Here is a 23,846-nt window from a genome sequence, read left to right as displayed (position 1 = left end):
CATCATTATTTTCATTCTGAATCATCCTTCCCACTGTTGAATTGGTTTGATGGATATGGAAAGACCAGTTTCTCCGTGAAGAGAAGTCTGGTCTGCCCAACATGCTTTCAGGCATAATTCAAATAGGATAAGAGCGTACTCCGTCTACATGGAAGCCGTTACGCTTCGCTGTGAACACCGGACGCCAAGCGGGTTTTCACTGATTCCCAGGCAACCTCCTGCGGCAGTCTGCCCTCCCGTATCGAAACCGCTGCAAGCACACCTGCGGCCTCGCCCAATTGAACGGCATTGCCTGTTACGCGATAGCTGGAATGGGCGAGAAAATCTCCGCTGATGCAGCGTCCTGCCAGCAGCAGACCGTTCACATCCTTGGCGATCAGCGCGCGCAGCGGAATATCGTAAGGCAGCGCCTGCTCGAAATATTGATTGTTATAGCCTTCAAAGGCTTTGGTTTTGCTGGCGTCCAGCGCATGAACGTCGACCTTGAACGATACGCGGCATATTCCGTCCTCATGTCGCACGCCTTTAAGAATATCCTCGATGCAGACTGTGTAGCGGCCGTGAATACGCCGGCCTTCGCGAACCCCGATCTGCTCGCCGGTCGCCACCAGCCGCAAATTTTCCCAGACGCCGCCAAGCGAACGCAGCGTATTGACAATTTGATGCAGCTCCTGTCTGGCCGCAAGCGTAGCCGCTGTAATGTCCTCGGCTTTTAGGCCCGATACGCCGTACTGATGGTTGGCCATCATGATATACAGGTCATCCCGTATGTGCCATATTCCCGGTCGGTGATACGAAGGATTAAAGCCACCCCGCTGGATTTCGGCTAGCGTATTGAGCCGCGACTTCTGCTCCGGCTTGGTGAAATGGCGAATCGTTTCCGGATCAGGCCCCGCAAGAAGCGCGATCAGGCTCATCGGCTGTGTTTTGCCGGTTCCCGGCTCTCCCAGATCGAATCCGCAGCCGGAGTGGGCACCCAAGTCCCCGTCTCCGGTCGCATCGATAAAAACGGCTGCCTTCCATGCCTCTCTGCCCGATTTGGATTCGGTAATAATCCACGATAACGTGTTCTCCTCCTCCCGCAGTGCACCCGCTACACGCGTGTGCAGTCTGACGGTCACGCCCGATTCACGGCACATATCCTCCAGCACCAGCTTCGTCGACTCCACATCCCACACAAAACCCTGTCTCGCTTGCAGCTTATTCAGACGCTGCAACAGCTCGGCGAGGATGCCTCCCTTGTTCGCGCCATCGATAATATAGCTGAGCGCGCCTGCCGTCCATATGCCGCCCAGGCAGCCATGCACCTCGATCAGGCAGGTTCTGGCTCCATTCCGTGCTGCGGCAATCGCAGCAGCTACTCCGGCCGGACCGCCTCCGCACACAATCACATCATACTGCCCGGCAAGCGGGAGCTGTCTCGTTGGTTCTTCAATGAATGACATCGTATAATTCCTCCTGTACGATCTGATTTCAACACCTGTCTCCGATGTAAGCTACTTCAAAAACTTTTGCTCCTTCAGCTGCTTCTCGGCCTCCTGCATAATTGCCTTGTACTGGTAAGTCGTCTCCAGCGTTTTAAGGAAATCACCGTATTTGTCCAATGAAGCTTTGCCATAAATAAATTTGATTATTTCCTCATCCGCATAACGTGCGGCATCGGCTGTATTCAGGCTTGACGGGTACACGATAACCGAATTGTAGGATTTCAGCTTCGGCACCTTGATGGAGAAATTAATATAGTTCTCCAGCTTGGCGAACTTCGTTTTCAAGTACTCATTGTTGCTGCCTACAAACTGGTAAACGGAGAAATAACCGCCTTCCTTATCCATCAACTCCGTAGGCACCACCTTATCGTTGACAAGATTGTAATGCTTCCCTTCCTCACCGTACCAGACGAGCCGGGAGCCGTCTTTGGTCGCCGTATAGTTGACCATCTCCAGCACTTTCTTCAGCTTGTCAGGCTGCTTTTCCAGACTTTTGGGCAGTCCGAAGATGCCTCCGGCGCTGATCACATTCTCCGCATTATTATAGGCTCCGCCCGGTCCCTGTGGCGGATTCAGCTGTACCCATTCGGCCTTCGGATTGATCTTCTGCCACTGGCCGATCACATCATCCTTGACCATCGCCGGCCAATGAATAAAAGCGATCCCGTACTGCCCCTGGAACAGCTTCTGCTGCACATCCGGCACCTTGTTGGTCATAAATTCGGGATCTACCAGCTTAGCGTCCGTCAGCTTTTTGATATAGGCAAGCGCCTCCTTCATCGCAGGGTCATGGTAAGTACTGACCATCCTGTCGTCTTTAATCATCATCGTTCCCGGCTGCAGCACGCCATAAGCGCCGAATAACGGACTGAACGTGCCGATCCCGTTTCCGGTGAGTGCGTAGGTGTCATTTTTCCCGTTGCCATCGGGGTCCTTTTCTACAAAAGCCTTGGATACCTCATAAAATTCATTCAGGGTGGCGGGAGCCTTCATGCCCAGCTTATCCAGCCAATCCTTGCGGATCCAGAACGAGATCTGGTTGGCCGCCTGCGGCTTGACGATTCCATACTGCTTTCCGTTGACCTGGCCCGCATCGACGACATCCTTGCCTGCATATTGGACATAGTCCTTCAGTTGATCCAGGTAGGGAGTCAGGTCGAGCAAAATGCCTTTTTCGGCGTAATCCTTAAGCAGGGTACGGCTCGTAATATTGAACAGGTCCGGGAAATCGGAGGTAGCCATCCTGACGTTCAATTGGTTGTTGTACTCATCAGCGCTACCCATCAGCACGTTCAGCTTCAGGTCGAGGCCCAGCTTGCTGTTGAGCCCTTTTTTGATGATGTCCTGGTCGGGCTGCGGCATTTTCACCGACCCGGCATTTACGAAGGCTTCCACCTTAACCGGTCCTGCTGCCGGCTTCGCTGTCGTGCCAGCCGCTTCATCAGTCTGCGCCGCCTGTCCTGAATCACTTCCCGGACTGCAGCCCGTCAAACAAACGACTGACACGATCAGGGATGTGATACTAAAGTGAAACCCCTTTTTCCATTTCATACGAATACCTCTTTCTGTTGGTTGATATGGAATCTCTGTTGATTGATCCTACTGATGATATGAAAATGCCTTTCGGCGCTTGAAACCGGACTCAGCCTTTAATGGAGCCGACCAGCATGCCCTTCGTAAAATGCTTCTGGATAAACGGATATACTGCGATCATCGGCAAACTGACCATGACAACTGCAGCCATCTGCAGCGTCACTGTTGGGACCATCTGCTGCGAGCTGGTCAGCTGGTCCTGTGTTGTTTCCAGCAGCATACGCCTCACCACCACCTGAAGCGGCTGCAGCGTCCGGTCCGTCACATACAGCACCGCCGTAAAAAAGGTGTTCCAATGTGACACCATATTGAACAAAGCGATTGTCATGATGACCGGCAGCGACAGTGGAATGACGAGCTGGGCGAGAATGCGAAGCTCCTTCGCTCCATCAAGCCGAGCGGACTCGAACAGCTCGGCGGGAATATTTTCAAAAAAGGTTTTCATAATGAGCACATGAAAAGTGACGATAGCGCCGGGAATAATCATCGCCCATACCGTATTGACCAGCCCGAGGCTCTTGACTACCAGGTAAGTTGGGATCAGACCACCGCTGAACAGCATCGTGAAAAATATATAGAGCAGCCAGAAGCTGCGTCCCGGCAAATTACGGCGGCTGAGCGGATAGGCCATCGACATGATACCGGCCAGGTTGATGAAGCTGCCCACCGTCGCCAGAAAGATCGTGACGCCGAAGGCATTGGGCAGCTCCGACTCCACCAGCAAATGCTTGTAGGCCTCCAAGGTAATCGATTTCGGGATGATGACGTATCCGCCGTTTCTCAGTACCTCCGTATAAGGCGTGATCGATACCGCCACTACATACATCATCGGGAAGATTGCCGCAACGGCAACGGCCGCCAAAATCGCATACACGAGAGCATTAACTATTCGGTCTTCCAGCCCCCTTACCATATGCCTTCCCCCCATTTCTTGGACAATTGATTGGCGCCGACAATCAGCACGAAACCGATCAGCGATTTAAACAATCCTACCGCCGCAGCCAAACTGAAATTCATCCGCTCAAGGCCCGTTCTGAACACCCAGGTGTCGATAATATCGGCAACTGGATAAACATGGACATTGTAGAAAATATAAATCTGGTCAAAGCCGGCATCCATCATATGTCCAAGTCTGAGGATCAGCAGCAGCACGATCACATTCCTTATGCCCGGCAGCGTAATATGCCAAATCATCCGTATCCGAGTCGCTCCGTCCACACGAGCCGCTTCATATAACGACGGATCAATACCGGCGATGGCCGCCAAATAAATGATTGAGCCCCAACCGATATCCTTCCATATTTCCGTGACGACAAGGATACTGCGGAACCATTCCTGGGATTGCAAAAAAGCGATCGATTCCCCGCCCATATCGGTCAGCCAGCGGTTGAATAGCCCGGATGTAGGAGATAGGAAGGCGGTTACAATGCCGTAAATAATTACCCACGACAGAAAATGCGGCATATAGCTCAAGGTCTGTACCCAGCGCTTATACCAGCTGATCCGGCATTCATTCAGCAGTATTGCCACCAACATATCCGGGATCATGCCGAACACCAGCTTATACAAACTGATCAGGAACGTATTTACCAGCAGCTGGCTGAAATAAGGCGAATCGTAAAAATATTTAAAATGCTTGTACCAGGGGTCGGCCCATGGACTGTTGAAAATGCCTTCCATAATATTAAAATCCTTAAAAGCGATCAGAATACCATAAATCGGCACATAACGAAACAGAAAATACCATATAATGCCCGGCAGCATAATCAGATACAAGGATCGAAACCCCCACCACTTCAGCAGACGGGCTCTCCATTCCACTTTAGGTTTGGACGGCGCCGTCAAGCTGCCGGAATGAATCACTTTGGAAAAATGCTGCATACCCTGCTCTCCTTTGTGTACGCTTTCAATTTGTTAAGTTGATTATAGCAACCCTCCCCCCGCGTTTATATTCAAAAAAAGTACAAAAATGTATACAAAACCGGTTTCTTTTGTAGTGATATCACAAGCTTCGGGAAATAAGCGGGTCATCCCATTGAATTCGGTAGTCATTTTGTTCCGGTCCAACACTATCATGTTCTAATTCCTCCTCTTTTCGGACTTAAAAAATGGAGACGCAAAAAAAGGCGTACGTATACCGTATGCCTTGATGGTTTCCAATGTTTCCCTGCGCAAATTAAAACCAACAAAATTAATAACTCAATCTGAGAAATACGTAATCCCTAAATGCTCCCGTAAGGTCTCCCCCATATATTCGCTTCTGAACAAGCCTTTTTGAACAACTGCGGCACCAGCTTTTCAAAAAATAATTCCATAGATTTTTCTGAACCGCCTGGAAGGGCTATAAAGCCGTCAATAGCTCCAGCCACAAACCTCTCAATAATATCGTTTAGCACATCCTCGATCGTTCCAACGGATACCCAATGTGCAGAACCGACAACCTCCGGTCGTGCCAGCACCTCTTCCACTGTAGGCTGATACTTCGTAATATATCGGCGTAACAACTCGGCATGTGTCCGGCTGCGGACAGGCTGGTTCGGATCGGGAAGCACGTAGGCTTCGAGGATTCAACCTATTTTGCCAGCATCTTCAAAAAGTATTTTCTGGTCTCCCCCAGTGAATTTCGTCAAAACCATAGGTTCTAATGGGTTTAGTGATAATATCCCTTAATGGGATCATTTTATTCCTCACTACAAATACTTAATAGTATGAATTTAATCACCATTATGCTCATTTTATAGAGGTACAGATCTCATATATGTCCACTAAGTTTGTGACCGTGTAGGTGCTTTGAATTTCTGTAGAGCATTTTTGTGAATTTCTGTTAATCCAGCACGTATCAATTCCTGATAAAAGACCACCTTTTATATCAGTATTTAATGAATCTCCGATAATAAGTGCTTCTTTTATATTAAACTCTTTAATATGACTCATCACGTATTCGAAAAACTCTTTTGATGGCTTTTGAAATCCAATGCTTTGAGAATCAAAAATGTCTTCAAAAAATTCATATAAGCCTGACTGCTTCAATCGCTTTATCTGAGTTTGGGTTATACCATTTGTGATAACAAACAGTCTATGGGATACAGATAAGCTCTGACACACTTCTAAAGCTCCTTCCATATGCTGACATCCATTGCCCAAAAGTTCTCTATACAGATTTTCCCATTCAATGCCGTCGACAACTTTTCCCAGTCTTAACATCGTTTCTGAAAATCTTGAGTTTAGCACAACATCTAATGCAATATTTCCATTTTCATAATCAGCCCATAATTGTTTGTTGACGGAATTATATACTCGAAATAACTCATCCGAAAAAGTATATCCGTGTTGCTGAAACAATTTGTTTAACGAATCCGTTTCATTAGCGCCGAAATCTAACAATGTATCATCTAGATCAAATAGAAGTATTGTATATCTCATTTATCCTCCCCAAAAATATAAATAATCTTTACTTCGTCTCATCTTACAAAGGTGAACATTAGTCTATAGAGCAATAGGTACCAGAGCTATTGCAGGTCTTTGAGTAAAGTCAATCCCCGTACGTAGTCGATGTACGGGGATTTCGCCTTCAAAAATCTGTTATTTACGTGCAGCAGGCTGATATTCACCAGGTACCATACCCGTTGAAATCGCTATTCGATTCCAACAGTTGATCGCATTAATCGCCATAATTAATTTAACAAATTGGCCCTCGTCAAAATGTTTGCGGACTTGCTCATACAATTCCTGTGGCACGCCAGCATCCGAAATTTTGGTCACAGCTTCCGTTAATGCTATTGCGGCCCGCTCCGCTTCCGTATAGAACGGAGCTTCCCGCCATGCGTTAAGCATATACAAGCGCTGCTCCGTCTCCCCCATCGCACGCGCATCTTTCGTATGCATATCAAGGCAGTAGGCACAGCCATTAATTTGCGAGGCACGAATTTTAATCAGCTCCAACAGTTTGTGGTCAATACCACTCTTCTTCACATACCCTTCCAATTTTAAAAGTGTTTGTAAAGCTTCGGGTTCCACTTTGATATAATCCAGTCTCATTTCCATGTGTCGTTACACTCCTTAATTTTTTTGTTACATAGTAACCAAAAAGTATGAATTGAGATTATACGCTCCAATGGCATGACCATAAATATTCTACCAGCAATTTGATCGCAAATTTCAAGCTTTTCTAACAGAGTATCCCCTGTTATACTTTGCATGATTCGGAGAATCCCAACACTGGATGACAACGAAATCTTTACGATTTCGCGTCGACCTATGAGAAAATACCGATGATTACGAACTTACATTTGCGCCCGATTGACTCTTCTTGCGCTTGATAAGCTCAGGCAGGGCAATGCCGAACATCGTGATCCCCACACCAAGCCATTGTAGCCAGTTGACGGACTCATTCAGTACGACGTACGACATAATGACGGCCGTCGGCAGTTCAGCTGCGCTCAAGATTGTAGCTAGTCCGCCGCCAACACGCGGTACGCCAATGGCATAGAACAACGGTGGAATGACGATACCGAAGAGTGCTAGCAGCAGCGCCCAAGTCAAAAGCGCTTCGTGCAAAGAACCATTGATAAGAAAATGCGGTGGAAACACCAACATCACGAGAATAAAAGAGCCAGACAGCATAATCGCGCTTCGTGTGATCGGAGCGACTTGTTTGGCTGTTTTCCCACTAAACCAAATGAAGAGCGCATAGGTAACAGCAGCCATCAAGCCAAGAGTCGCACCTATCCAAGAAACTGCTTCCTGGCCCCCGCCCAAGTAGCCGCTTGCCATAATAATCCCAACAAACAAGATAATGAGCGATAAAATCTTATCTTTACCAGGACGTTTGCGTTCAACTACTGCTTCCAACAAGATGCCCATCCACGTAAATTGAAATAACAAGATAATCGCGAATGAAGCCGAAACATACTGGAGCGCTGTATAGTAAAGCATTCCCGTTAAGCCTGTCGTCGTTCCTACGGCCATGAGCAAGAGCGCTTGACGCCTTGTTACTTTAAATGTATGCGCCGCTGCGTGTTGCTTGGCGGATTTCGCGGTCACGAATACCAATATCCACAGCATAATCACACCGAATAGGTTTTGGCTGCCAACAACTTCGCCGACATTGAAACCAGACTCATAAGCTTTCTTTACAAAAGTAGATAATAAACCGAAGCTGCATGCCCCAGCTAAAACAAATAAAATGTATTTCATGATGCCTCTTTGTGTTCTAATGGTGCCGGGATGACGCTAGGAATATTTGAATCCTTGTCACACCCGATTCCGTTTTTTTACTACATATTAGAATTAATTTAAATGATTAGCGAAACTGATTACTAAGCTTCTTTTTACTCCTTCTCAGGGAACATTCCCGTGGAGATGGCGATTCGATTCCACGCATTAATAGTATTGATAGCCATAATGATTGCCACATATTCTGCCTCATCCACATGTGCCCGAACTCTCTCATACAAATCCTGCGGCACGCCTTGCTCGGAAATACGGGTTACAGCTTCCGTAAGCTCAAGCACCACTCTTTCTTTGTCGGAATAAAAAGGTGCTTCGCGCCACGCGTTAAGTAAATAAATCCGCTGCTCCGTCTCGCCCATTTTCCGCGAATCCCGTGTATGCATGTCTATACAATAAGCACACCCGTTAATTTGTGAGGCTCTGATCTTAATAAATTCATATAGCTTTGCATCTAACCCACTTGTCTTAATATACCCTTCCAGCTTCATCATCGCCTGCAGAGCACCTGGGCTTGCATTGATATGATTTAATCTAACCTTCATAGTAATCTCCTCCATGGAATAATAAATTTGATCTTGCCTCTATAAGTATAACGTCGACAATATTAATCGACGATTTACTGTGACCACAATATAACTCTTTAATTTATGGCTGTCAACCAAAAAATCATGAGTCCATTAGCTCAAAATACCCATACCCATATTTGACAAGGACTTTAAATCCACCTAAGATGATTTATAACAACTTTTATATCTAGAGAGCAGGTGTTTGGATGCAGTATAGTATTGGCGTAGAATATGGACTGCATTGCTTGATATATTTAATTGATACTCCTCCCGATTCTACCATTGGCATTAAAGAGCTTTCCGCTTTTCAAGGTGTTCCGGAGACCTATCTTTCAAAGATTTTTAGTAAATTAACAAAAGCTGGTATCGTTAGCTCTGTCCCTGGTGTTAAAGGAGGCTATAAATTAGCCAAGTCTCCTTCGGATATTTCTTTTTGGGATGTCGTTGAAGCTGTAGAAGGTACTACCCCCATTTTTCAATGTAAAAACATCAAAAATAATAGCTATCTATGCCGTGATGAAGACTATGCAGCATGCTCTCTAGCTTCTCCCTGTGTGATTAACTTAGCTATGCTTGAAGCTGAAGAGAGTATGCGCAATGTTCTGCGTAACAAGTCACTTACTTGGTTGAATGAAGAGCTTGATCGCGTATTAACCCCTCAATCGCGCAAAGATACTCGTGAGTATTTTGCTAATAGCAACCATGTTTAATGGTGAAACTATAGCTCTTCCAAAGAAGTCAAAAAAGCTTGAGCTATCTTAACCGATAGTCCAAGCTTTTTTCTAACGCAGGCACCATTCGAACGTGCTCTTGCTCAGGTAGGGATGATTTTTACCGGAACTGCTCTGCCAGCATCTCTGCCCACTTATAGTTGGCTTCCTTCGTTCTCCCCGCATTATGAGGCGTATGAACGACATTGTGCCTGCCGAGCAGCGGGTCATCCAAAGATAACGGCTCTACATCAAACACGTCGGCGGCAAGACTTATTTCGTCAGCAAGAACTCTTCTCCTTAGTTCCTGCATATCGCAAATTTCTGCACGCGTCGCCAATACAACGATACAGCCCTTGGGCAGCATGCCGATATGCTCTGCGGTAATCAATCCTTTCGTGCTTTCGGTTAATGGAACCATGGGAACAAAAATGTCCGCATCCTGTACAAGTTTCTCCAAATACCATTCTTTCCTGCTTCCTGCACGGTGAAAAGCAGGCTCTGGAGCGAAAGGATCCCAGGTAGCGACATCGGCGCCCAGCATACTGACAAAGCTGGCATAGCGGCTCGCGATATTGCCCGCTCCGACGATCCGGATCCGTTTGCCCGCCACTGTGCCGTTGACGAATCGCGGGTCGTCGCCAAACTGCTCGAGCGGATGACTCCAAGGCTGCTGGCTTGTAATCATCTCGTGATGGGTCTGCGGAATCCGCCTTAATGCACATAACGTTAAGGCCAAGCCAAACTCCGAAACAGACTGTCCCCAGTAACCCTCGGATGGTTGAATATAGACACGGACGCCTCTTTCCTTGAGCAAATCAATGACCTCCTGCGGCCTATCGCTCGCGTAAGGTCTGGTACTGATGAAGGTTTCCTGATGTTGCTCATTTTATTTTATCCTCCCGCAGAATAAATTCCATGATTCTTCAATTAATGCTGGTTGAGCTTCACCACCAAACACGACAATGCGATGCTTAAATGAGGTGCTCTCTCCCTTGGACAGCTTCCATTCACCTGCGATGCAGCAGCTCGGACTAATCCCCAACTCTCTATCCACTCGCCACGGAACCGGATGCTCGGGATTGGAGCTATGGTCCAGGATGGCAACACCAGCTGAATTATCCCGGCCTTCTATTGGCATGCTCACGGCGACCCAGCGAGCCCGCTTTGCCTCTGCTTCCAAATTGCGATTTCCCTCGCTGTTGCACACCTCCCCACCCCTCTCTTGACGGTAAGGCATACGAATAAACAAGCCTCCATAGGCATACTGCCCGAAGGTGAGATCTATATCTGCTATGAGCTGCCAGCTCAGATCCAGCTCGTACCGATCACCCAAATCTGTTAAGGACCAATTCTGCTGTTCTTGCAGCATCGGCACTCCTCGTGGGTCCCGCCACTCGGCATGAACGTTCCATGATGCCCGATTTTCCGTGACCTGCGCGGACTCCAGAGGACGAGGATGAAAGGTTCCGTCCAGCTCCTTGTTGCCTCCAAGCCCTTCGCTCCAAAATCCGATTCCGTTCACAGCATTGAGTCCAACATAAAGCCCATGCTGCCATGGATGATGAGTTGGCTCATTTTCTGTAAGTACACCTGCGCCATCCGGAGCCACTATAGGATGAATAAACGGCCTTGAATTACTTAGCGCATTTTGAACGAGAATTGGCTCTGGTTGACCCTTCCGGTAGATCAGCAAGCTATCAGGGTGGTTCTCCACATACAAAGATGGCTTAATAGCGGTTGACAATGTGCTCACCACTCCTGTTTCTCATATTAGATACCTGACTTTCTAAAATTCGGAAGCTTTATCTGAGACCCCTGTTTCATAGCCGATTCATGAGCGCATAGACCGGCACTGGTCCAATTCGCCGAAGTGAACACATCGGGAAAGGGTGCCCGGTTCTCAAGGATACTCCGTACAAATTCATGCGCCAAATGCGGATGGGAGCCTCCGTGTCCACTGCCCTGAATGAAGGAAAGATGCTGATTCCCGGTGTCGTCATAGATACCTTTGGTGGTAAAACTGCGAATCGCCTCTGGCAACCGACTCCCATAATCGGGTATCTTCACCCTTTGGCCCACCTCTCCGTTAAAGACAACCGGTATCTCGTGCTCCAACTGCTGCCATTCGAAGCTCATCCGGTCTCCATATACATCAAAGCTTTCGATATACTCTCTGGAAGTATTAAATAGCGATCGTGTTACTTCCATTGCCAGCTCCGAATCACGCAGCTGAAACAAGGCGGATTCAACAGCAAACGGCGAGCCGTATTTTGCCGCTAGTTGCTCATCGATCCTTCCCGATCCTAGGCAGCTGACCGCGTCCGCATCACGATTGGCAAGCGCCAGCAGCGGACTTACGGCATGGGTCGCATAATACATGGGAGGCAGTCCCTCCCAATATCCCGGCCACCCGGTCATATCCTGTTGGTGGGCTCCCCGCAGAAATTGTATCCTTCCAAGCTTACCCGTATCGAGCAGTTCTTTGGCATAAAAAAACTCTCTTGTATAAACCGCTGTTTCCATCATCATATAATACTTCCCCGACTGCTGCTGGGCTTCCACGATTCGATGGCAATCCTCGATGGAGGTTGCCATTGGAACTGTACAAGCCACATGTTTGCCTGCACGAAGGGCGGCTATGCTTTGCTCAGCATGATCAGGAATGGGTGTATTGATATGTACGGCATCGATATCAGGATCCTTCAGCATAGCTTCATAATTATTGTATCGCTTCGATATGCCAAAATGATCAGCAACCTGCTTCAGCTTCTCCTCCGATCTCTGGCACACGGCCACCAGCTGTGCATCAGGATGCTGCTGATAGATAGGAATAAATTCTGCACCGAACCCTAGACCCGCTATGGCGATTCTTACTTTTTTATCCATGGATATCCTCCCAACCTTCAATTACTAACCTTATATTAGTCTAATTCCGGTCAACGGGTCGATGAGTTTTTTTGTACACTTCCTTAGATTTTTTACATTTGACTTATTGAAATTAAAGGCTTATATATAAAGAAAAAGGTTGTGACCGGAGGTTGTATTATGAGTAATTTCACATCTGTACACATACGTAGGGAGGCAGCAATTGAGAAGCCGCAAAAGCATGTCGCTCTGCTCATCGAAACTTCAAATGAATACGCACGTGGGCTGCTTGCCGGCATCAAATCTTATATCCGTACACATCGACCTTGGTCCATATATTTAGGAGAACACAGCCGACTTGGAACAGATCTATCCTGGTTGAATAATTGGAGAGGTGACGGAATATTAGCCCGTATTGAAAATAAGGAGATTGCCGAATACGTTCGAATGTTAAATGTGCCTACTGTTGATTTGAGCGCTTCCCGACTGCTCGAATATTTGCCATGCGTTGAGACCCATAATGAGACCATTGCGATCTGGGCTGCCGAGCATCTATCAAGTCGGGGCTTGAAGCATTACGCTTATTGCGGAGACCCCGGATTTCGCTGGTCTGTTGAGCGTGGCAAGCATTTCGAGCATTATTTGCAGCAAAAAAAAGGATACACCGTACATACCTTTCAGCATGAGTCCAAATCGACGGTGATGGATGAACGGCTGTTGATGGCTGAGTGGCTCCAACAGCTGCCCAAGCCCATTGGCATTATGGCTTGTTATGATATCACAGCCCAGTCGCTTCTGGAGGCATGCCGACTCGCCGGCGTTACCGTTCCCGAGCAGGCTGCCATCATAGGCGTAGATAATGACGATTTGCTCTGTAACCTTTCATCTCCTCCTTTATCCAGCATACAGCCGGATACGGTCAAAAGCGGTTATTTGGCAGCTTCCTTGTTGGATAGAATGATGTCCGGAGAAACAATCGCCCCTCAGACCTATCTCATAGAACCTGTAAAGGTGATAACCCGTATGTCGACCGATGTTATTGCCGTTGAGGACCCTTACGTATCGAGTGCTATCCAGTTCATCCGTGAGCATGCGTATGAGGATTTGAAGGTCGAGGATGTACTGCGTCATATTCCGCTCTCCCGCCGGTCGCTCGACCACAGGTTTATGAATGCGCTTGATCGGACTCCTCATGAGGAAATCATCCAGGTAAGGATGAAGCTCCTGATGCGGCTTTTATCAGAAACCGACTGGACGCTGCCTGTCATAGCGGAGCGCCTCGGTTATAAGCATCCGGAGTACATGGGTGTTGCTTTTAAGAAATTCACCGGCATGTCCCCCGGGGCTTTCAGGGAGCATCATAAGGGCATAACCCTTTGAAGGCGCGTTAGGCTGTTCCTCTGCTTTCTATACCCTGTCGCTTAACCTAACAGCTTGATCGAATCCACATTTAAATCATTCCGCTTGCCTCTGAATTCGGTGGGTGTCATCCCCATTAGGGCGCGAAAAACCTTACCGAAATAACCGAGATTATCAAACCCGGTTCTTAAAGCAATCTCCTGGGCAGGCAACCCTGTGTCTCTTAACAGTTTAAGTGATTCCTGAATCCGCTTGCGACGCAGATAATGGATAGGGGTAAAGCCATAATATTTGGGAAACATCCGGCACAGATGGTGCTTGGACAATCCTGCGAAGGCCGCTACTTCACTGAGTTGAATCGATTCCGCGTAATATTGATCCATATAACCCACCGCTTTACGGAAGGTATCGGGGATATGGCCATTCTCATCCACGCCTTGAACTGAGACGCGAAGCAGTGACATCATCCACTCGTACATTCTCAGCGAGATTAAATATTTGTCCTCAGCCAACCGCTCTTGAAGCAAATCTTCGTAAAGCCTCTCTAACAGCATTATAGGACCTGCACTGCGCTGCAACGACAGAACCGGACCGGTTCTGTTCATGATACTGAAGCACAATTCCTCCACGCCTGGTCCGTCGAAGCGCAGCCATATGAATTCCCACGGAATAGCGGTTGCTGATTCGTAATAGTAGCAGTGATCGCTTGGCACCTTCACAAGGAAGGCCTGCCCGGCAGGTATGCTGAGCACCTGAGGACCTACGCGAAGCCGTCCTTCTCCGGATAATGTGAACTGAAAAATAAATCCGCCTCCCTCCCGTTTGCTTCCCTCCCATGAATAACCTTCATCGTGGGAACTTTCCATACCAATCGAGAGAATACGCATCAGATGTCGATCATCTTCTTTAACATATCGAAACCCTAAGGATTTAACCACAATATAATACCACTCCAACAATTATTTTCGATTGATTACTTATTCAAACCATTATACGCTAGTAATAGCTTACCACAACCAAATACTATAATACTAACATGGAGGTTATCTGTATGTCCCAATTTCAAGACTGCTTCTACCATTATGAAGGCTCGCTTTTCACTGTAGGCAATTCGCGTATTGAGCGATCGTGGGATTTGTCCAGTGGTGTCCCGATTTCACAATCTCTTCTGGACAAGAGCACGGACGACCAATGGATAGAGAACTCGCAGCCAATGCCCATGTTCCGATTTCCCTTTTTAACGGATACGAGACTCCTGATTTCCAACGTGGAAGCAGCCGTAGAAAATGATTATACAGTCGCCGAAGAGCATTTAAGGGTCACTTTGAAGCTGGAATATGCCCGTTTCAGCGTGCTGCTGGTTACCCGGTTATATCCAGAGCGTCCCTATCTGCGTCATGAAGTTTCAGTGAAGCTCACAGAGGCAAGCGATTCTGATCATTCCGCAGCAGCTAATGGAACTGCAGCAGGAATTGATCTGCAGCTAGATGACAACAACAAGGCCATATCCCATCTTCCTGTCGATTATGTGGACGCACTGCCTTTCCGGGAACGTCATGGACGCTGGTCCTCTGCCATTCTTCGCGATGTGACGGATCACCACAACAACCTGGTGAGTGAGGATAGCGGTTTATTCTATGTTAATGAAAAAAGCGATTTATCTGCCAGTATTCTATTTGTAAGCAATCCGTTCACTAAGAGCAAGCTTTTCTTTCTCAAGGAGTCTCCGACCTCACTTGGCCAGCTGCAATACCCGGGATATGATTATCGTTTTATCGGAAAACGCGTATTTATGACGGGTGCTGGGCTAACTGATGCCGATCTGAGTCCAGATCGGTATATGCCGGCTTATGGATCCGTCGTAGGTGTTGCCTCAGGCACAGACACAATTGCGCTTCAGGCACTACACGATTACCAAAGCTCGATCCGCCGCTTTAAGCCCGAACTGGACAGCTTTGTGATGAGCAACACATGGGGAGATCGCTCGAAGGATGGGCGAGTAAACGAGGATTTCCTGTTCACAGAGCTGGAAGCAGCGGCTCAGATGGGAATCGGTATATTTCAGATCGATGATGGCTGGCAGCAAGGGGCGACCTCAAATTCCGTCATCTCAGGGGGAGTCTGGAGTGGGTACTATGATTATCAGGATAACTTCTGGCAGGTGAACCAGGAACGCTTCCCAAGAGGGCTTGAACCGATTGTTAATCTCGCAGCTCAGCATAGCATCAAGCTTGGGCTATGGTTTTCACCGGATTCCTCCAACAATTTCAGTAATTGGCAGCGGGATGCAGCTACTTTGCTTCGTCTACACAAAAGCTATGGAATCTGTTATTTCAAGCTGGATGGGATTAATATTACTTCCAAAGCCGGTGAAGTCAACTTGAACAACATGATGGAGCAGACTATAAGGGAAAGCGGCTCAGCCGTGTGCTTCAATCTGGACACGACTGCCCAAATCAGAACTGGCTATTACGGCCGTAATCAATATGGATGCCTATTCCTGGAAAATCGATATACGGATTGGACCAATTATTATCCGCACTATACCCTGCGTAATCTATGGATGCTCAGTAAGTACGTACCCACTCGCAGGCTGCAAATGGAATTCCTCAATGTCGAGCGTAATCAGCAGCTGTACGAAAAAGATCCGCTGTCACCAGGCAAATGCGGTTTTGCTTATTCATTCGGTGTAACGATGGCTGCGAATCCTTTGGCGTGGATGGAGTTAACCGGGCTTAGTGATGAAAACCGCAACCTGCTCGGCACTATGCTTTCGGCCTATACTCCCCTTCAAGCCGAGCTCCTCGGCGGAACCGTTCTTCCCATCGGCAGCGAGCCCTCCGGCCTTGGCTGGACAGGTTTCCAGTCTTTGAGTGGGTCAAGTGGAACAGGCCTGTTAATCATTTATCGCGAACGTTGTGATACCCCTGCCCATTCATTCGACCTCTGGGAAGTATCTGACAGCGAGATTCAACTTCAATGCTTGATCAGGTGCGAGGGTGGCGCATGGTCAGGAGATGGCGTAACAGCCATGGAAACCGTGCTGCTTCAACCGGATGCGTCAAGTCGCTATAGGTTCAAGCTGAATCAGCCATTTTCTTTTGCTGTATATCGATATCAATCGGATATCGAGACTCCAGCTACTCACAGGCTTTGGACTGATTAACACTAGATTGACGCAAAAAGATAGGGAGACCGTTCCTTCCTTATCTTTTTGCTTACCAGAATAAAGTACAGCTATTCTATGTTTTCATTCATTCACATGAACCTTTTTATTTGTAATACTAGTAAGTGAATCGAGTAACCTACAGAGAGAGGAAGTCACCCATTATGGATAACAAAAAAAACAAAAAAATTCGGATCGCTGTTGTTGGATTGAGGTTCGGAGGTGCATTCGCACCCATTTATCATGCACATCCTGATGTCGAATATGTAGGCATTTGCGATACCAACGCGGAGCTGCTGAATCAGTATGGCGATAAATTTGGTTTTACAAGGAGACATACAGATCTGGAGGAAATTCTCCAATTGGACGAATACGATGCCGTTCATCTGGTGTCCCCTATTCCCCAGCATGCCCAGCAATCGATAGCTGTCCTGAACTCAGGCAAGCATTGCGCTTGTACCGTACCTATGGCGACAACAATTGAAGACATTCATGCGATCATCGCTGCACAAAAGCAAAGCCAAAAAAATTACATGATGATGGAAACCACCGTTTATACGTATCAGTACCTATTCGCCAAGGAAATGTTTCAAAAGGGAGAGTTCGGACGCATCCAGTTCTTAAGAGGAGCCCATTATCAGAACATGGATAACTGGCCTTCCTATTGGATGGGATTACCTCCTATGCACTATGCGACACATGCAGTAGCCCCCCTATTAGCTATAGCCAATGCTCGTGCGACAAAGGTTCATTGCTTTGGTTCGGGGGTTATGCAAGAGGAATTGAAAACACAATATGGTAACCCTTATCCAATTGAAACAGCCATATTCCAATTGAGCATGGGGGATTTGAGTGCAGAGGTAACTCGGTCATTATTCGAAACAGCCAGAGGATATATGGAAAGCTTCAATATTTATGGCGATAAAGCTGCGATGGAATGGCATATGGAAGATGAGGCTCAGGTTCTGTTCAGGATGGGTCCTAAGAAACCGGATCGCGGAAGAGATGTTTCAGTTGAAAGAGTCACGCCCCCAGCCAGAGCGGATTTGCTTCCACCTGAGCTTGCCTACTATATTACTCACCAGGATGAACTGGACCCGGACAATCCTCATCAATCCGTTCTGCAGGCAACGGCCACCATGGCTCGCACCCTCATCTCGTACATGAATTTGTCATCAGCATTGTCGAAGAGCGCAAGCCTGCTATTGATGCGATAACTGCTGCCAATTGGTCGGCAGCGGGTATATGCGCTCATGAATCCGCTATAAATGGCGGTATAGAAGTCGTGATTCCAAGCTTCGAGTAGCCATTGTTATTATAGTAAATACCGCCTGTTACGCAGGCGGATATTTGGCTTTGCCTCGCTTCAATTATTACATCCGGTATATATTTTTAATATACTCCGAGGGTGATTCCCCCATCACCTTTTTGAATACCCGGCTGAAATAATAGGGGCTGGCATAACCCATTTTGTCGCTAACCTCCGAAATATTCATGGAAGTGTTCTTCAGCATTTCCGCTGCATGGTGAATTCTTAATCTTTCATGGTATTTGAACATACTTGTACCCATTTTGGTTTTGAACAGCGTGCTCAGGTATTGGTAGTTTAATTGAAAATCGTTATGTATGCGATCGGTATCCAGCTCCATGTGACTGTGCTCATCCAAATATTTGACCAGCCTGCGTACAACCGTATCCGATCTACTAAGCATTTGATTCTCTTGGGATTGCCGGACAAGATCCAGAAAAATGTCCAAAGACCCCATACTTAAATAGAGATGGTGAAAATGTCGGGGAGCGTTGTACAAATCGTGCAGCTCTTTTAGCTTTCTATTCATAAAGGGAGCGTTCTTCACCTTAATCATCTTGGGAAGTGCAAAGCTGAAATCATACTGCTCAGGTGAATACAAGGTAGAGGCGGGCATCAGCATGGGCTGATGGTTCATAGGCTCCGTCTCTTCAGCCTGCCCGGGGTCACCCAGATTATCATAGAAATGAATCCAGAGTGTAGTGGTACCAGGACGGGTCCCGTTCTCTCCCCAATGATGAATTCCGCTTTTCAGAAAGAGAACCTCTCCTTCTCTTATCCTGTATTCCTTACCCGCTTCAAACACTTGCATCTCGCCCTCAATCACAAAGATGAGAACATGATAGTCCGCCACCCGATCCGGATGAATCCAGCCATTTCCTGTTAACGTAGATCCTACATCTCGGATTAGAGGCAATCGTGCGGCGTGCATATAAATTTCGTTCAATGAGGCAGCTCCTTTCACCCGTCGTTCCCCGTATCTGCAGGGTTCAACGAACGAAGTCTGGAAGGCGCGTAACCGAAATGGCGTTTAAAAAGCTTGCTGAAGGTATAAATGTCCGTGTAACCAAGCGCACTCGATATCTCGGTCACAGACATCGTCGTTTCGGTAAGCAGATGAACCGCGCGCTCCATTCGCAGCTTGGTAACCGTTTCTTTTAATGTAATTCCAGTGTACTCCTTCATCAGCTTGCTCACATAACGCGCTGTGAATCCGATCGATTTTGCCAGTGATTCATAATTAACCGTTTCAGAAAGAGAGAGCCGGATGGAATCTTGGATTTTTAATATAATCTGCTTATGATAATAGCTCTGATGCGGCATGCTCTGCCGTTCGGACTCCCGAATCCAACGGGTAAGAATCAGCTTGAGCAGAAGGTTAATTTCAATGGGGTCATCCTCTGCCTGACGATGCGCCAATTCAATTAATTGCTGAAGCAGCGGCTCAATCGCTGACATTTCACGAAAGTTCACACAGCGCTTATCGGGCAGGATCAAGGTTTCTGCTGCCTCTTTGGTGATATCATTCACAATAAAATGGCAGAATAGTACTGTAAGCATATGGTGCGGGTTCTGCTCCGCCGTAACTCGGTCGCCGGGTCGAATAACAAAGCAGGAGCCAGGCTGAATGTCGTAACTGACATCATTAATTTGCATTTGGCCTTGACCTGATACGGCATACCACACATCATAATCATGAAAAGAAGGTGGCTGCCATGACCAGGTCGGCTCACAGCGATATTTGCCAAAAGTCCCGCTAACTGTAAAATACACCTCGTTAAACCTGTTCAGCAATGGGCTATATTCAGACATGCAGCTATTCCTCCTTATTGCCAAATTGATGCGATAGCTATAGCATACCAAAACAAATAGCATTTGAGTACAAAAAATATGACACTGCTTCCATTCTGCCTTAGTCTCTCTTTATGGTATCTTTGAATTAAGGAAATCACCATAAAATCAATAGGAGGAATGAAAAATGAGTAAGGTAGAATTAACCCCTGAACAAATCAACAACGAATTATATCGATACGATAAGGTGCATGTAAGTCTAAAGGGAAAAGACGAGCTTCTAGATCAGCATATTCAGGAATATAGAAGAGATGGATTTCTTTCCATTGATCCTCTGCTCGACCAGGCTGTTGTGAATACTGCCATTGAGGGACTCATGGATCTTGCTTTTGTTGACCGCAAAGGGGCCAAGCTGCAATTTTCAAAACCGGAGAAGGAGCTTCATACCCTAGAAGAACGGGAGCTTGCCATTCGTAAGGTTTCTGAATTTGTGAATGAAGAGGAGCGGCTTAAAGCAGTTGCTTACCATCCGAAGATTATTAACGTAATTCGGCAGATTTTCGGAGAAGAGCCTGTGCTCATTCAGGATATGGCTCTTTTGAAGCCTCCTCACGGCGGCGGGGAGAAGCCCTGGCATCAGGATATGGCTTACGGGAATTTAACGTATACGAAGGCTGTTATCGGAGTGTGGATTGCTTTGGACGAGGCAACCGTCAACAATGGCTGCATGCATGTCATTCCAAGGTCTCATCAGGAAGGTGCTACACCTCATTATGCGATTCGCGACTGGCAGCTCTGTGACATTCAGGTACCTGTGGAAAGGGACGTCATTGTTCCGCTGAAGCCGGGTGGTGTTTTGTTTTTTCACGGCATGCTGTACCACGGAACACCGTATAATTTCTCAACGGATCGGCGCAGAGCGCTGCAATTCCATTATGCGCCGGCATCCTCGGTACGGGTCGGTCCGCATGAATACAAAAGAATGTTTACAAACGAATTATCCGGGGCGGAATGTTAAAAATTGCTGCTCCCGTTATCAGAATAAACAAACACCCCGAATTTCCAGGTTCGGGGCGTTTATTTATTTTTTTGCATACTTGCGGTAATCCGAAGGAGAAACACTCGTTGTACGCTTAAAAATATGATGTTAGCTAAGTTTTAGTACCGTTATTGTTTTCTGCCGATAAATGCGAACGATAGCAAACTGCCACCGAACAAAATAACAGCTGTTACGATAAGCGATATATGCATTCCGGCAATAAACGATTTGCTGCCACTCAGAATCGAGCCGAGGATGGCGACCCCCAGCGTCGCGCCAAGCTGGCGGCTTGAATTGAGAGCGCCTGAAATCGCACCGGTCTGTTCCTTCGGGACGGAAGAGATTACGGCCGCCATCAACGAGGGAATCGTAAAGGATGCTCCGAAACCAATCAGCAGCAAGCCAATCAGCGTAATTGCATAGGTCGTGTTCACTTCGGTCCATACTTGCAGAAGTGTACCCACTGCTCCAAGACTAAAGCCGACAGTCATCGGTATCCGCGCCCCGATTCTGGCCACAATTCGACCGGTCAGAATGGGATTGAAGGCCAGTGGAATCATCATTGGAAGGAGCGCGAGTCCGGCTATGTGAGCCGATAATCCGCGTATTTGTTGGAAAAATAATGGTAGTACAAATAGAATTCCCGACAGGCCGATGTTAATCGCCATCCCGGCAAGCATTCCGGCCGATACCGTCGCATTCCTAAATAGCCTTAACGGAAGTAACGGTGACTTACCTTTCGCTTCAACAATCAAAAACAGGATGGCTCCCAACAGAGCCAGACTAAATGCCGCCAAAATAATGGGGGAATCCCATCCGTACGTTTCCCCCTCCATCAGTCCGAACGAGACTGCAGCAATGGCTGCAATGGCCGTGATTTGCCCCCCCAAGTCAAAGCTTTGCCACGGCTTACGTTCCGTTTCCCTGACGAACAGGAAAGTCATGATCAAACTAATCCCTGCAAGCGGCACATTGAGAAGGAATATGCTGCGCCAACCGAACGAGTCCACCAATAGCCCTCCGACAACAGGTCCTGCCGCCATTGCTACACCGGTAACCGCCGCCCAAATGCCAAGCGCCCGGGCACGTTCAGCCGATCCAGGATAAGCATGGGCAAGCAGGGTAAGCGAGGCTGGCATTAGAGCTGCACCACCTATTCCGAGTATTGCACGTAAGCCGATAAGCGCACCGAGCGTCGAAACGGCTGCCGATATGGCCGAAGCTGCAAGAAATATCGCCAGACCACCCGCATAGACGCGTTTAGCCCCAAGCTTGTCTGCAAACACACCCATTGATAGAAGTAAACCGGCAAATACGATCGTATAGGCGTTGACCACCCATTGAAGGCCGGATATCCCTCCGCCCAACTCGTCTCGAATCGCCGGCAGCGCGACGCTCACCACCGTCATATCCAGGAGTACCATAAAATAACCGAGCGAAAGTCCGAGAAGCAACAGCGCTTTGGCCAGCTTGCCGGTACTGTTGGACTGTAATTGTAATGTTTTTTCCAAAGTAATTCCCCTTCCATTGCAATATTTAAGTATTCGCCATTTCGTCTTAAGGAAAGTGTATAATAGATTTTATCCTAGAATAAGATGAGGGTTTATCATAGGAGTAATTCTCCGACGATAGGAGTCGTATAAGGGGGCAGAGCGAGTTAATGGAACAATCAAACCATACGAGGCTTGATGAGCTGGCGCAGTTTTTGAAGACGCGCCGCGCCCGGATTTCACCCGAGCAAGCGGGTCTGCCTAATGGAGGCCGTCGCCGCACGCCGGGACTTAGACGCGGGGAAGTAGCGCAACTCTCGGGCGTCAGTGTGGACTGGTACACATGGCTAGAGCAAGCTCGAGACATTCATGTATCCACCCAAGTGCTAGACAGCATTGCACGGGCTCTCCAGCTCGATTCCAATGAACGGAAACATTTATTTATGTTAGCCCTACAGCAACTGCCTACCGATCTGACGCCAGTCGAAAACATCATTAGTCAGACACTTCAAAGCTTCCTCGACCTACAAGGGACGAGTCCGGCCTATATTACCGATCAGCGACTGAATATTGTTGCATGGAATAGGGCTGCTAGAATAATTTACGGGAACTATGAGAGTATGTCGACACGCGAGCGAAATACTGTATGGCGGACGTTCATTTCGCCGTATGTACGGCTATTGCTTCAGGAAAACTGGGAAACTCATGCCCAGCATCGTTTGGCTCAATTTCGAGCCAGCTACGGAAAATTCGCCGGTGATCCTTGGTGGATGGAGCTCATCGAGGAACTAAATCGAGCAAGCCCTGAATTTAGAGCATGGTGGCCGAAGCACGATGTTCTGAATGGTCCTGAAGGTAAGAAAATCAATCATCACCCGACAGCCGGTCTGCTCGTATTTGATCAGATTTCGTTTCTTGTAACAGATTCTTCCCACCTTACAGTCACGATCAATATACCCTCAAATGATGATACGATCTCCAAGCTGAGCAAGCTTCTATTAGAGTAATTATCGTTACAAAATCAGCCCGAGTTCGTGCTAATTGCGCAAGTATACGGTTTATACCCGTTAGCACAAAAGAGGGTGTCCCAAAAGCCATGAAAATGGCGAGGGGCACCCTCTTTGCAATTTCGTCAAACAAAAAGAAACCGTTCTTTGGTAAAATGGAAGTGCGACCCACCATTTACGAAAGGAACGGTTTCTTTGTACATTCAATATACCATGGATCAACTTATGC

22 protein-coding genes and 1 pseudogene are annotated in these 23,846 nt (G+C 47.5%); 7 read left to right on the top strand and 16 right to left on the bottom strand.

Annotated elements, in window-relative coordinates; all coding sequences use genetic code 11:
- Positions 1 to 158: 158 nt before the first annotated feature.
- The 5 genes and pseudogenes from BK127_RS25570 to BK127_RS25550 all read right to left on the bottom strand — a co-directional run.
- Positions 159 to 1,445: an FAD-dependent oxidoreductase gene (locus BK127_RS25570; protein WP_076234362.1), complete on the bottom strand. Its 1,287-nt coding sequence runs from the start codon at positions 1,443 to 1,445 to the stop codon at positions 159 to 161.
- Positions 1,446 to 1,496: 51 nt separating this feature from the next.
- Entirely contained in the window at positions 1,497 to 3,038 is a 1,542-nt protein-coding gene (locus tag BK127_RS25565; protein ID WP_076234361.1) for a type 2 periplasmic-binding domain-containing protein, read from the bottom strand.
- A 91-nt stretch (positions 3,039 to 3,129) separates the two neighbouring features.
- Complete coding sequence (locus tag BK127_RS25560; protein WP_076234360.1) at positions 3,130 to 3,993, bottom strand: carbohydrate ABC transporter permease; 864 nt, start codon at positions 3,991 to 3,993, stop codon at positions 3,130 to 3,132.
- Positions 3,987 to 4,961 carry an ABC transporter permease gene (locus tag BK127_RS25555; protein WP_083689576.1) on the bottom strand — a complete coding sequence of 325 codons (975 nt, stop codon included), beginning with the start codon at positions 4,959 to 4,961 and terminating at the stop codon, positions 3,987 to 3,989. Before BK127_RS25555 ends, BK127_RS25560 begins: the two co-directional genes overlap by 7 nt.
- A gap of 318 nt (positions 4,962 to 5,279) precedes the next feature.
- Positions 5,280 to 5,635, bottom strand: a pseudogene (locus tag BK127_RS25550) (LLM class flavin-dependent oxidoreductase); the annotation flags it as partial.
- Between BK127_RS25550 and BK127_RS45735 the strand changes: the two are divergent.
- A complete protein-coding gene (locus BK127_RS45735; protein ID WP_083689586.1) occupies positions 5,591 to 5,725 on the top strand; it encodes an AraC family transcriptional regulator in 135 nt (44 codons plus the stop codon). The pseudogene BK127_RS25550 and the gene BK127_RS45735 sit on opposite strands and share 45 nt — an antisense overlap.
- Before the next feature lie 85 nt (positions 5,726 to 5,810).
- Here the strand turns inward: BK127_RS45735 and BK127_RS25540 are convergent, their stop codons facing one another.
- From BK127_RS25540 to BK127_RS25525, 4 genes are all read right to left on the bottom strand, one after another.
- Positions 5,811 to 6,503, bottom strand: coding sequence for a YjjG family noncanonical pyrimidine nucleotidase (locus BK127_RS25540; protein WP_076234359.1), 693 nt, complete (start codon positions 6,501 to 6,503; stop codon positions 5,811 to 5,813).
- A gap of 159 nt (positions 6,504 to 6,662) precedes the next feature.
- Positions 6,663 to 7,124, bottom strand: a complete 462-nt coding sequence (locus BK127_RS25535; RefSeq protein ID WP_076234358.1) for a carboxymuconolactone decarboxylase family protein — start codon at positions 7,122 to 7,124, stop codon at positions 6,663 to 6,665.
- A 231-nt stretch (positions 7,125 to 7,355) separates the two neighbouring features.
- Positions 7,356 to 8,276: an EamA family transporter gene (locus BK127_RS25530; RefSeq protein ID WP_076234357.1), complete on the bottom strand. Its 921-nt coding sequence runs from the start codon at positions 8,274 to 8,276 to the stop codon at positions 7,356 to 7,358.
- A 134-nt stretch (positions 8,277 to 8,410) separates the two neighbouring features.
- Positions 8,411 to 8,854 (bottom strand): carboxymuconolactone decarboxylase family protein, encoded by a 444-nt coding sequence (locus tag BK127_RS25525; RefSeq protein ID WP_076234356.1) that lies wholly within the window; start codon positions 8,852 to 8,854, stop codon positions 8,411 to 8,413.
- Between the two features lie 230 nt (positions 8,855 to 9,084).
- On the opposite strand from BK127_RS25525, the gene BK127_RS25520 reads away from it, so the two are divergent.
- Positions 9,085 to 9,588: an Rrf2 family transcriptional regulator gene (locus BK127_RS25520; RefSeq protein WP_076234355.1), complete on the top strand. Its 504-nt coding sequence runs from the start codon at positions 9,085 to 9,087 to the stop codon at positions 9,586 to 9,588.
- 121 nt (positions 9,589 to 9,709) lie between these two features.
- Here BK127_RS25520 and BK127_RS25515 read toward each other — a convergent pair whose 3' ends face one another.
- The 3 genes from BK127_RS25515 to BK127_RS25505 form a co-directional block, all read right to left on the bottom strand.
- The gene (locus tag BK127_RS25515) at positions 9,710 to 10,405 is read right to left on the bottom strand and encodes an NAD(P)-dependent oxidoreductase (RefSeq protein ID WP_076234354.1); all 696 of its coding nucleotides are present in this window, start codon (positions 10,403 to 10,405) and stop codon (positions 9,710 to 9,712) included.
- 72 nt (positions 10,406 to 10,477) lie between these two features.
- Positions 10,478 to 11,335 carry a DUF6807 domain-containing protein gene (locus tag BK127_RS25510; protein ID WP_076234353.1) on the bottom strand — a complete coding sequence of 286 codons (858 nt, stop codon included), beginning with the start codon at positions 11,333 to 11,335 and terminating at the stop codon, positions 10,478 to 10,480.
- A 26-nt stretch (positions 11,336 to 11,361) separates the two neighbouring features.
- Positions 11,362 to 12,477: a Gfo/Idh/MocA family protein gene (locus BK127_RS25505; RefSeq protein ID WP_076234352.1), complete on the bottom strand. Its 1,116-nt coding sequence runs from the start codon at positions 12,475 to 12,477 to the stop codon at positions 11,362 to 11,364.
- 159 nt (positions 12,478 to 12,636) lie between these two features.
- Between BK127_RS25505 and BK127_RS25500 the strand changes: the two genes are divergently transcribed.
- On the top strand, positions 12,637 to 13,836 hold the full coding sequence (locus tag BK127_RS25500; protein ID WP_076234351.1) for a XylR family transcriptional regulator: 1,200 nt from the start codon (positions 12,637 to 12,639) through the stop codon (positions 13,834 to 13,836).
- Between the two features lie 41 nt (positions 13,837 to 13,877).
- Here the strand turns inward: BK127_RS25500 and BK127_RS25495 are convergent, their stop codons facing one another.
- A complete protein-coding gene (locus BK127_RS25495) occupies positions 13,878 to 14,681 on the bottom strand; it encodes a helix-turn-helix transcriptional regulator (RefSeq protein WP_179097595.1) in 804 nt (267 codons plus the stop codon).
- A 185-nt stretch (positions 14,682 to 14,866) separates the two neighbouring features.
- Between BK127_RS25495 and BK127_RS25490 the strand changes: the two genes are divergently transcribed.
- The gene (locus BK127_RS25490) at positions 14,867 to 16,981 is read left to right on the top strand and encodes an alpha-galactosidase (RefSeq protein WP_179097594.1); all 2,115 of its coding nucleotides are present in this window, start codon (positions 14,867 to 14,869) and stop codon (positions 16,979 to 16,981) included.
- A 164-nt stretch (positions 16,982 to 17,145) separates the two neighbouring features.
- Complete coding sequence (locus BK127_RS25485) at positions 17,146 to 18,198, top strand: Gfo/Idh/MocA family protein (RefSeq protein WP_256711446.1); 1,053 nt, start codon at positions 17,146 to 17,148, stop codon at positions 18,196 to 18,198.
- 156 nt (positions 18,199 to 18,354) lie between these two features.
- Here the strand turns inward: BK127_RS25485 and BK127_RS25480 are convergent, their stop codons facing one another.
- Entirely contained in the window at positions 18,355 to 19,236 is an 882-nt protein-coding gene (locus tag BK127_RS25480; RefSeq protein ID WP_076234445.1) for a helix-turn-helix domain-containing protein, read from the bottom strand.
- 14 nt (positions 19,237 to 19,250) lie between these two features.
- Positions 19,251 to 20,102, bottom strand: a complete 852-nt coding sequence (locus BK127_RS25475) for an AraC family transcriptional regulator (protein WP_076234349.1) — start codon at positions 20,100 to 20,102, stop codon at positions 19,251 to 19,253.
- 166 nt (positions 20,103 to 20,268) lie between these two features.
- Between BK127_RS25475 and BK127_RS25470 the strand changes: the two genes are divergently transcribed.
- Positions 20,269 to 21,099 carry a phytanoyl-CoA dioxygenase family protein gene (locus BK127_RS25470; RefSeq protein ID WP_076234348.1) on the top strand — a complete coding sequence of 277 codons (831 nt, stop codon included), beginning with the start codon at positions 20,269 to 20,271 and terminating at the stop codon, positions 21,097 to 21,099.
- A 149-nt stretch (positions 21,100 to 21,248) separates the two neighbouring features.
- On the opposite strand, the gene BK127_RS25465 is transcribed toward BK127_RS25470, so the two are convergent.
- Positions 21,249 to 22,631, bottom strand: coding sequence for an MFS transporter (locus tag BK127_RS25465; RefSeq protein ID WP_256711445.1), 1,383 nt, complete (start codon positions 22,629 to 22,631; stop codon positions 21,249 to 21,251).
- A gap of 149 nt (positions 22,632 to 22,780) precedes the next feature.
- Between BK127_RS25465 and BK127_RS25460 the strand changes: the two genes are divergently transcribed.
- A complete protein-coding gene (locus BK127_RS25460; RefSeq protein ID WP_076234346.1) occupies positions 22,781 to 23,617 on the top strand; it encodes a helix-turn-helix transcriptional regulator in 837 nt (278 codons plus the stop codon).
- Positions 23,618 to 23,846 lie beyond the last annotated feature (229 nt).

It is taken from the genome of Paenibacillus sp. FSL H7-0331 (assembly GCF_001956045.1).
The sequence above is the reverse complement of the archived record's forward strand: the minus strand, read 5'-3'. Positions and strand labels throughout refer to the sequence as shown.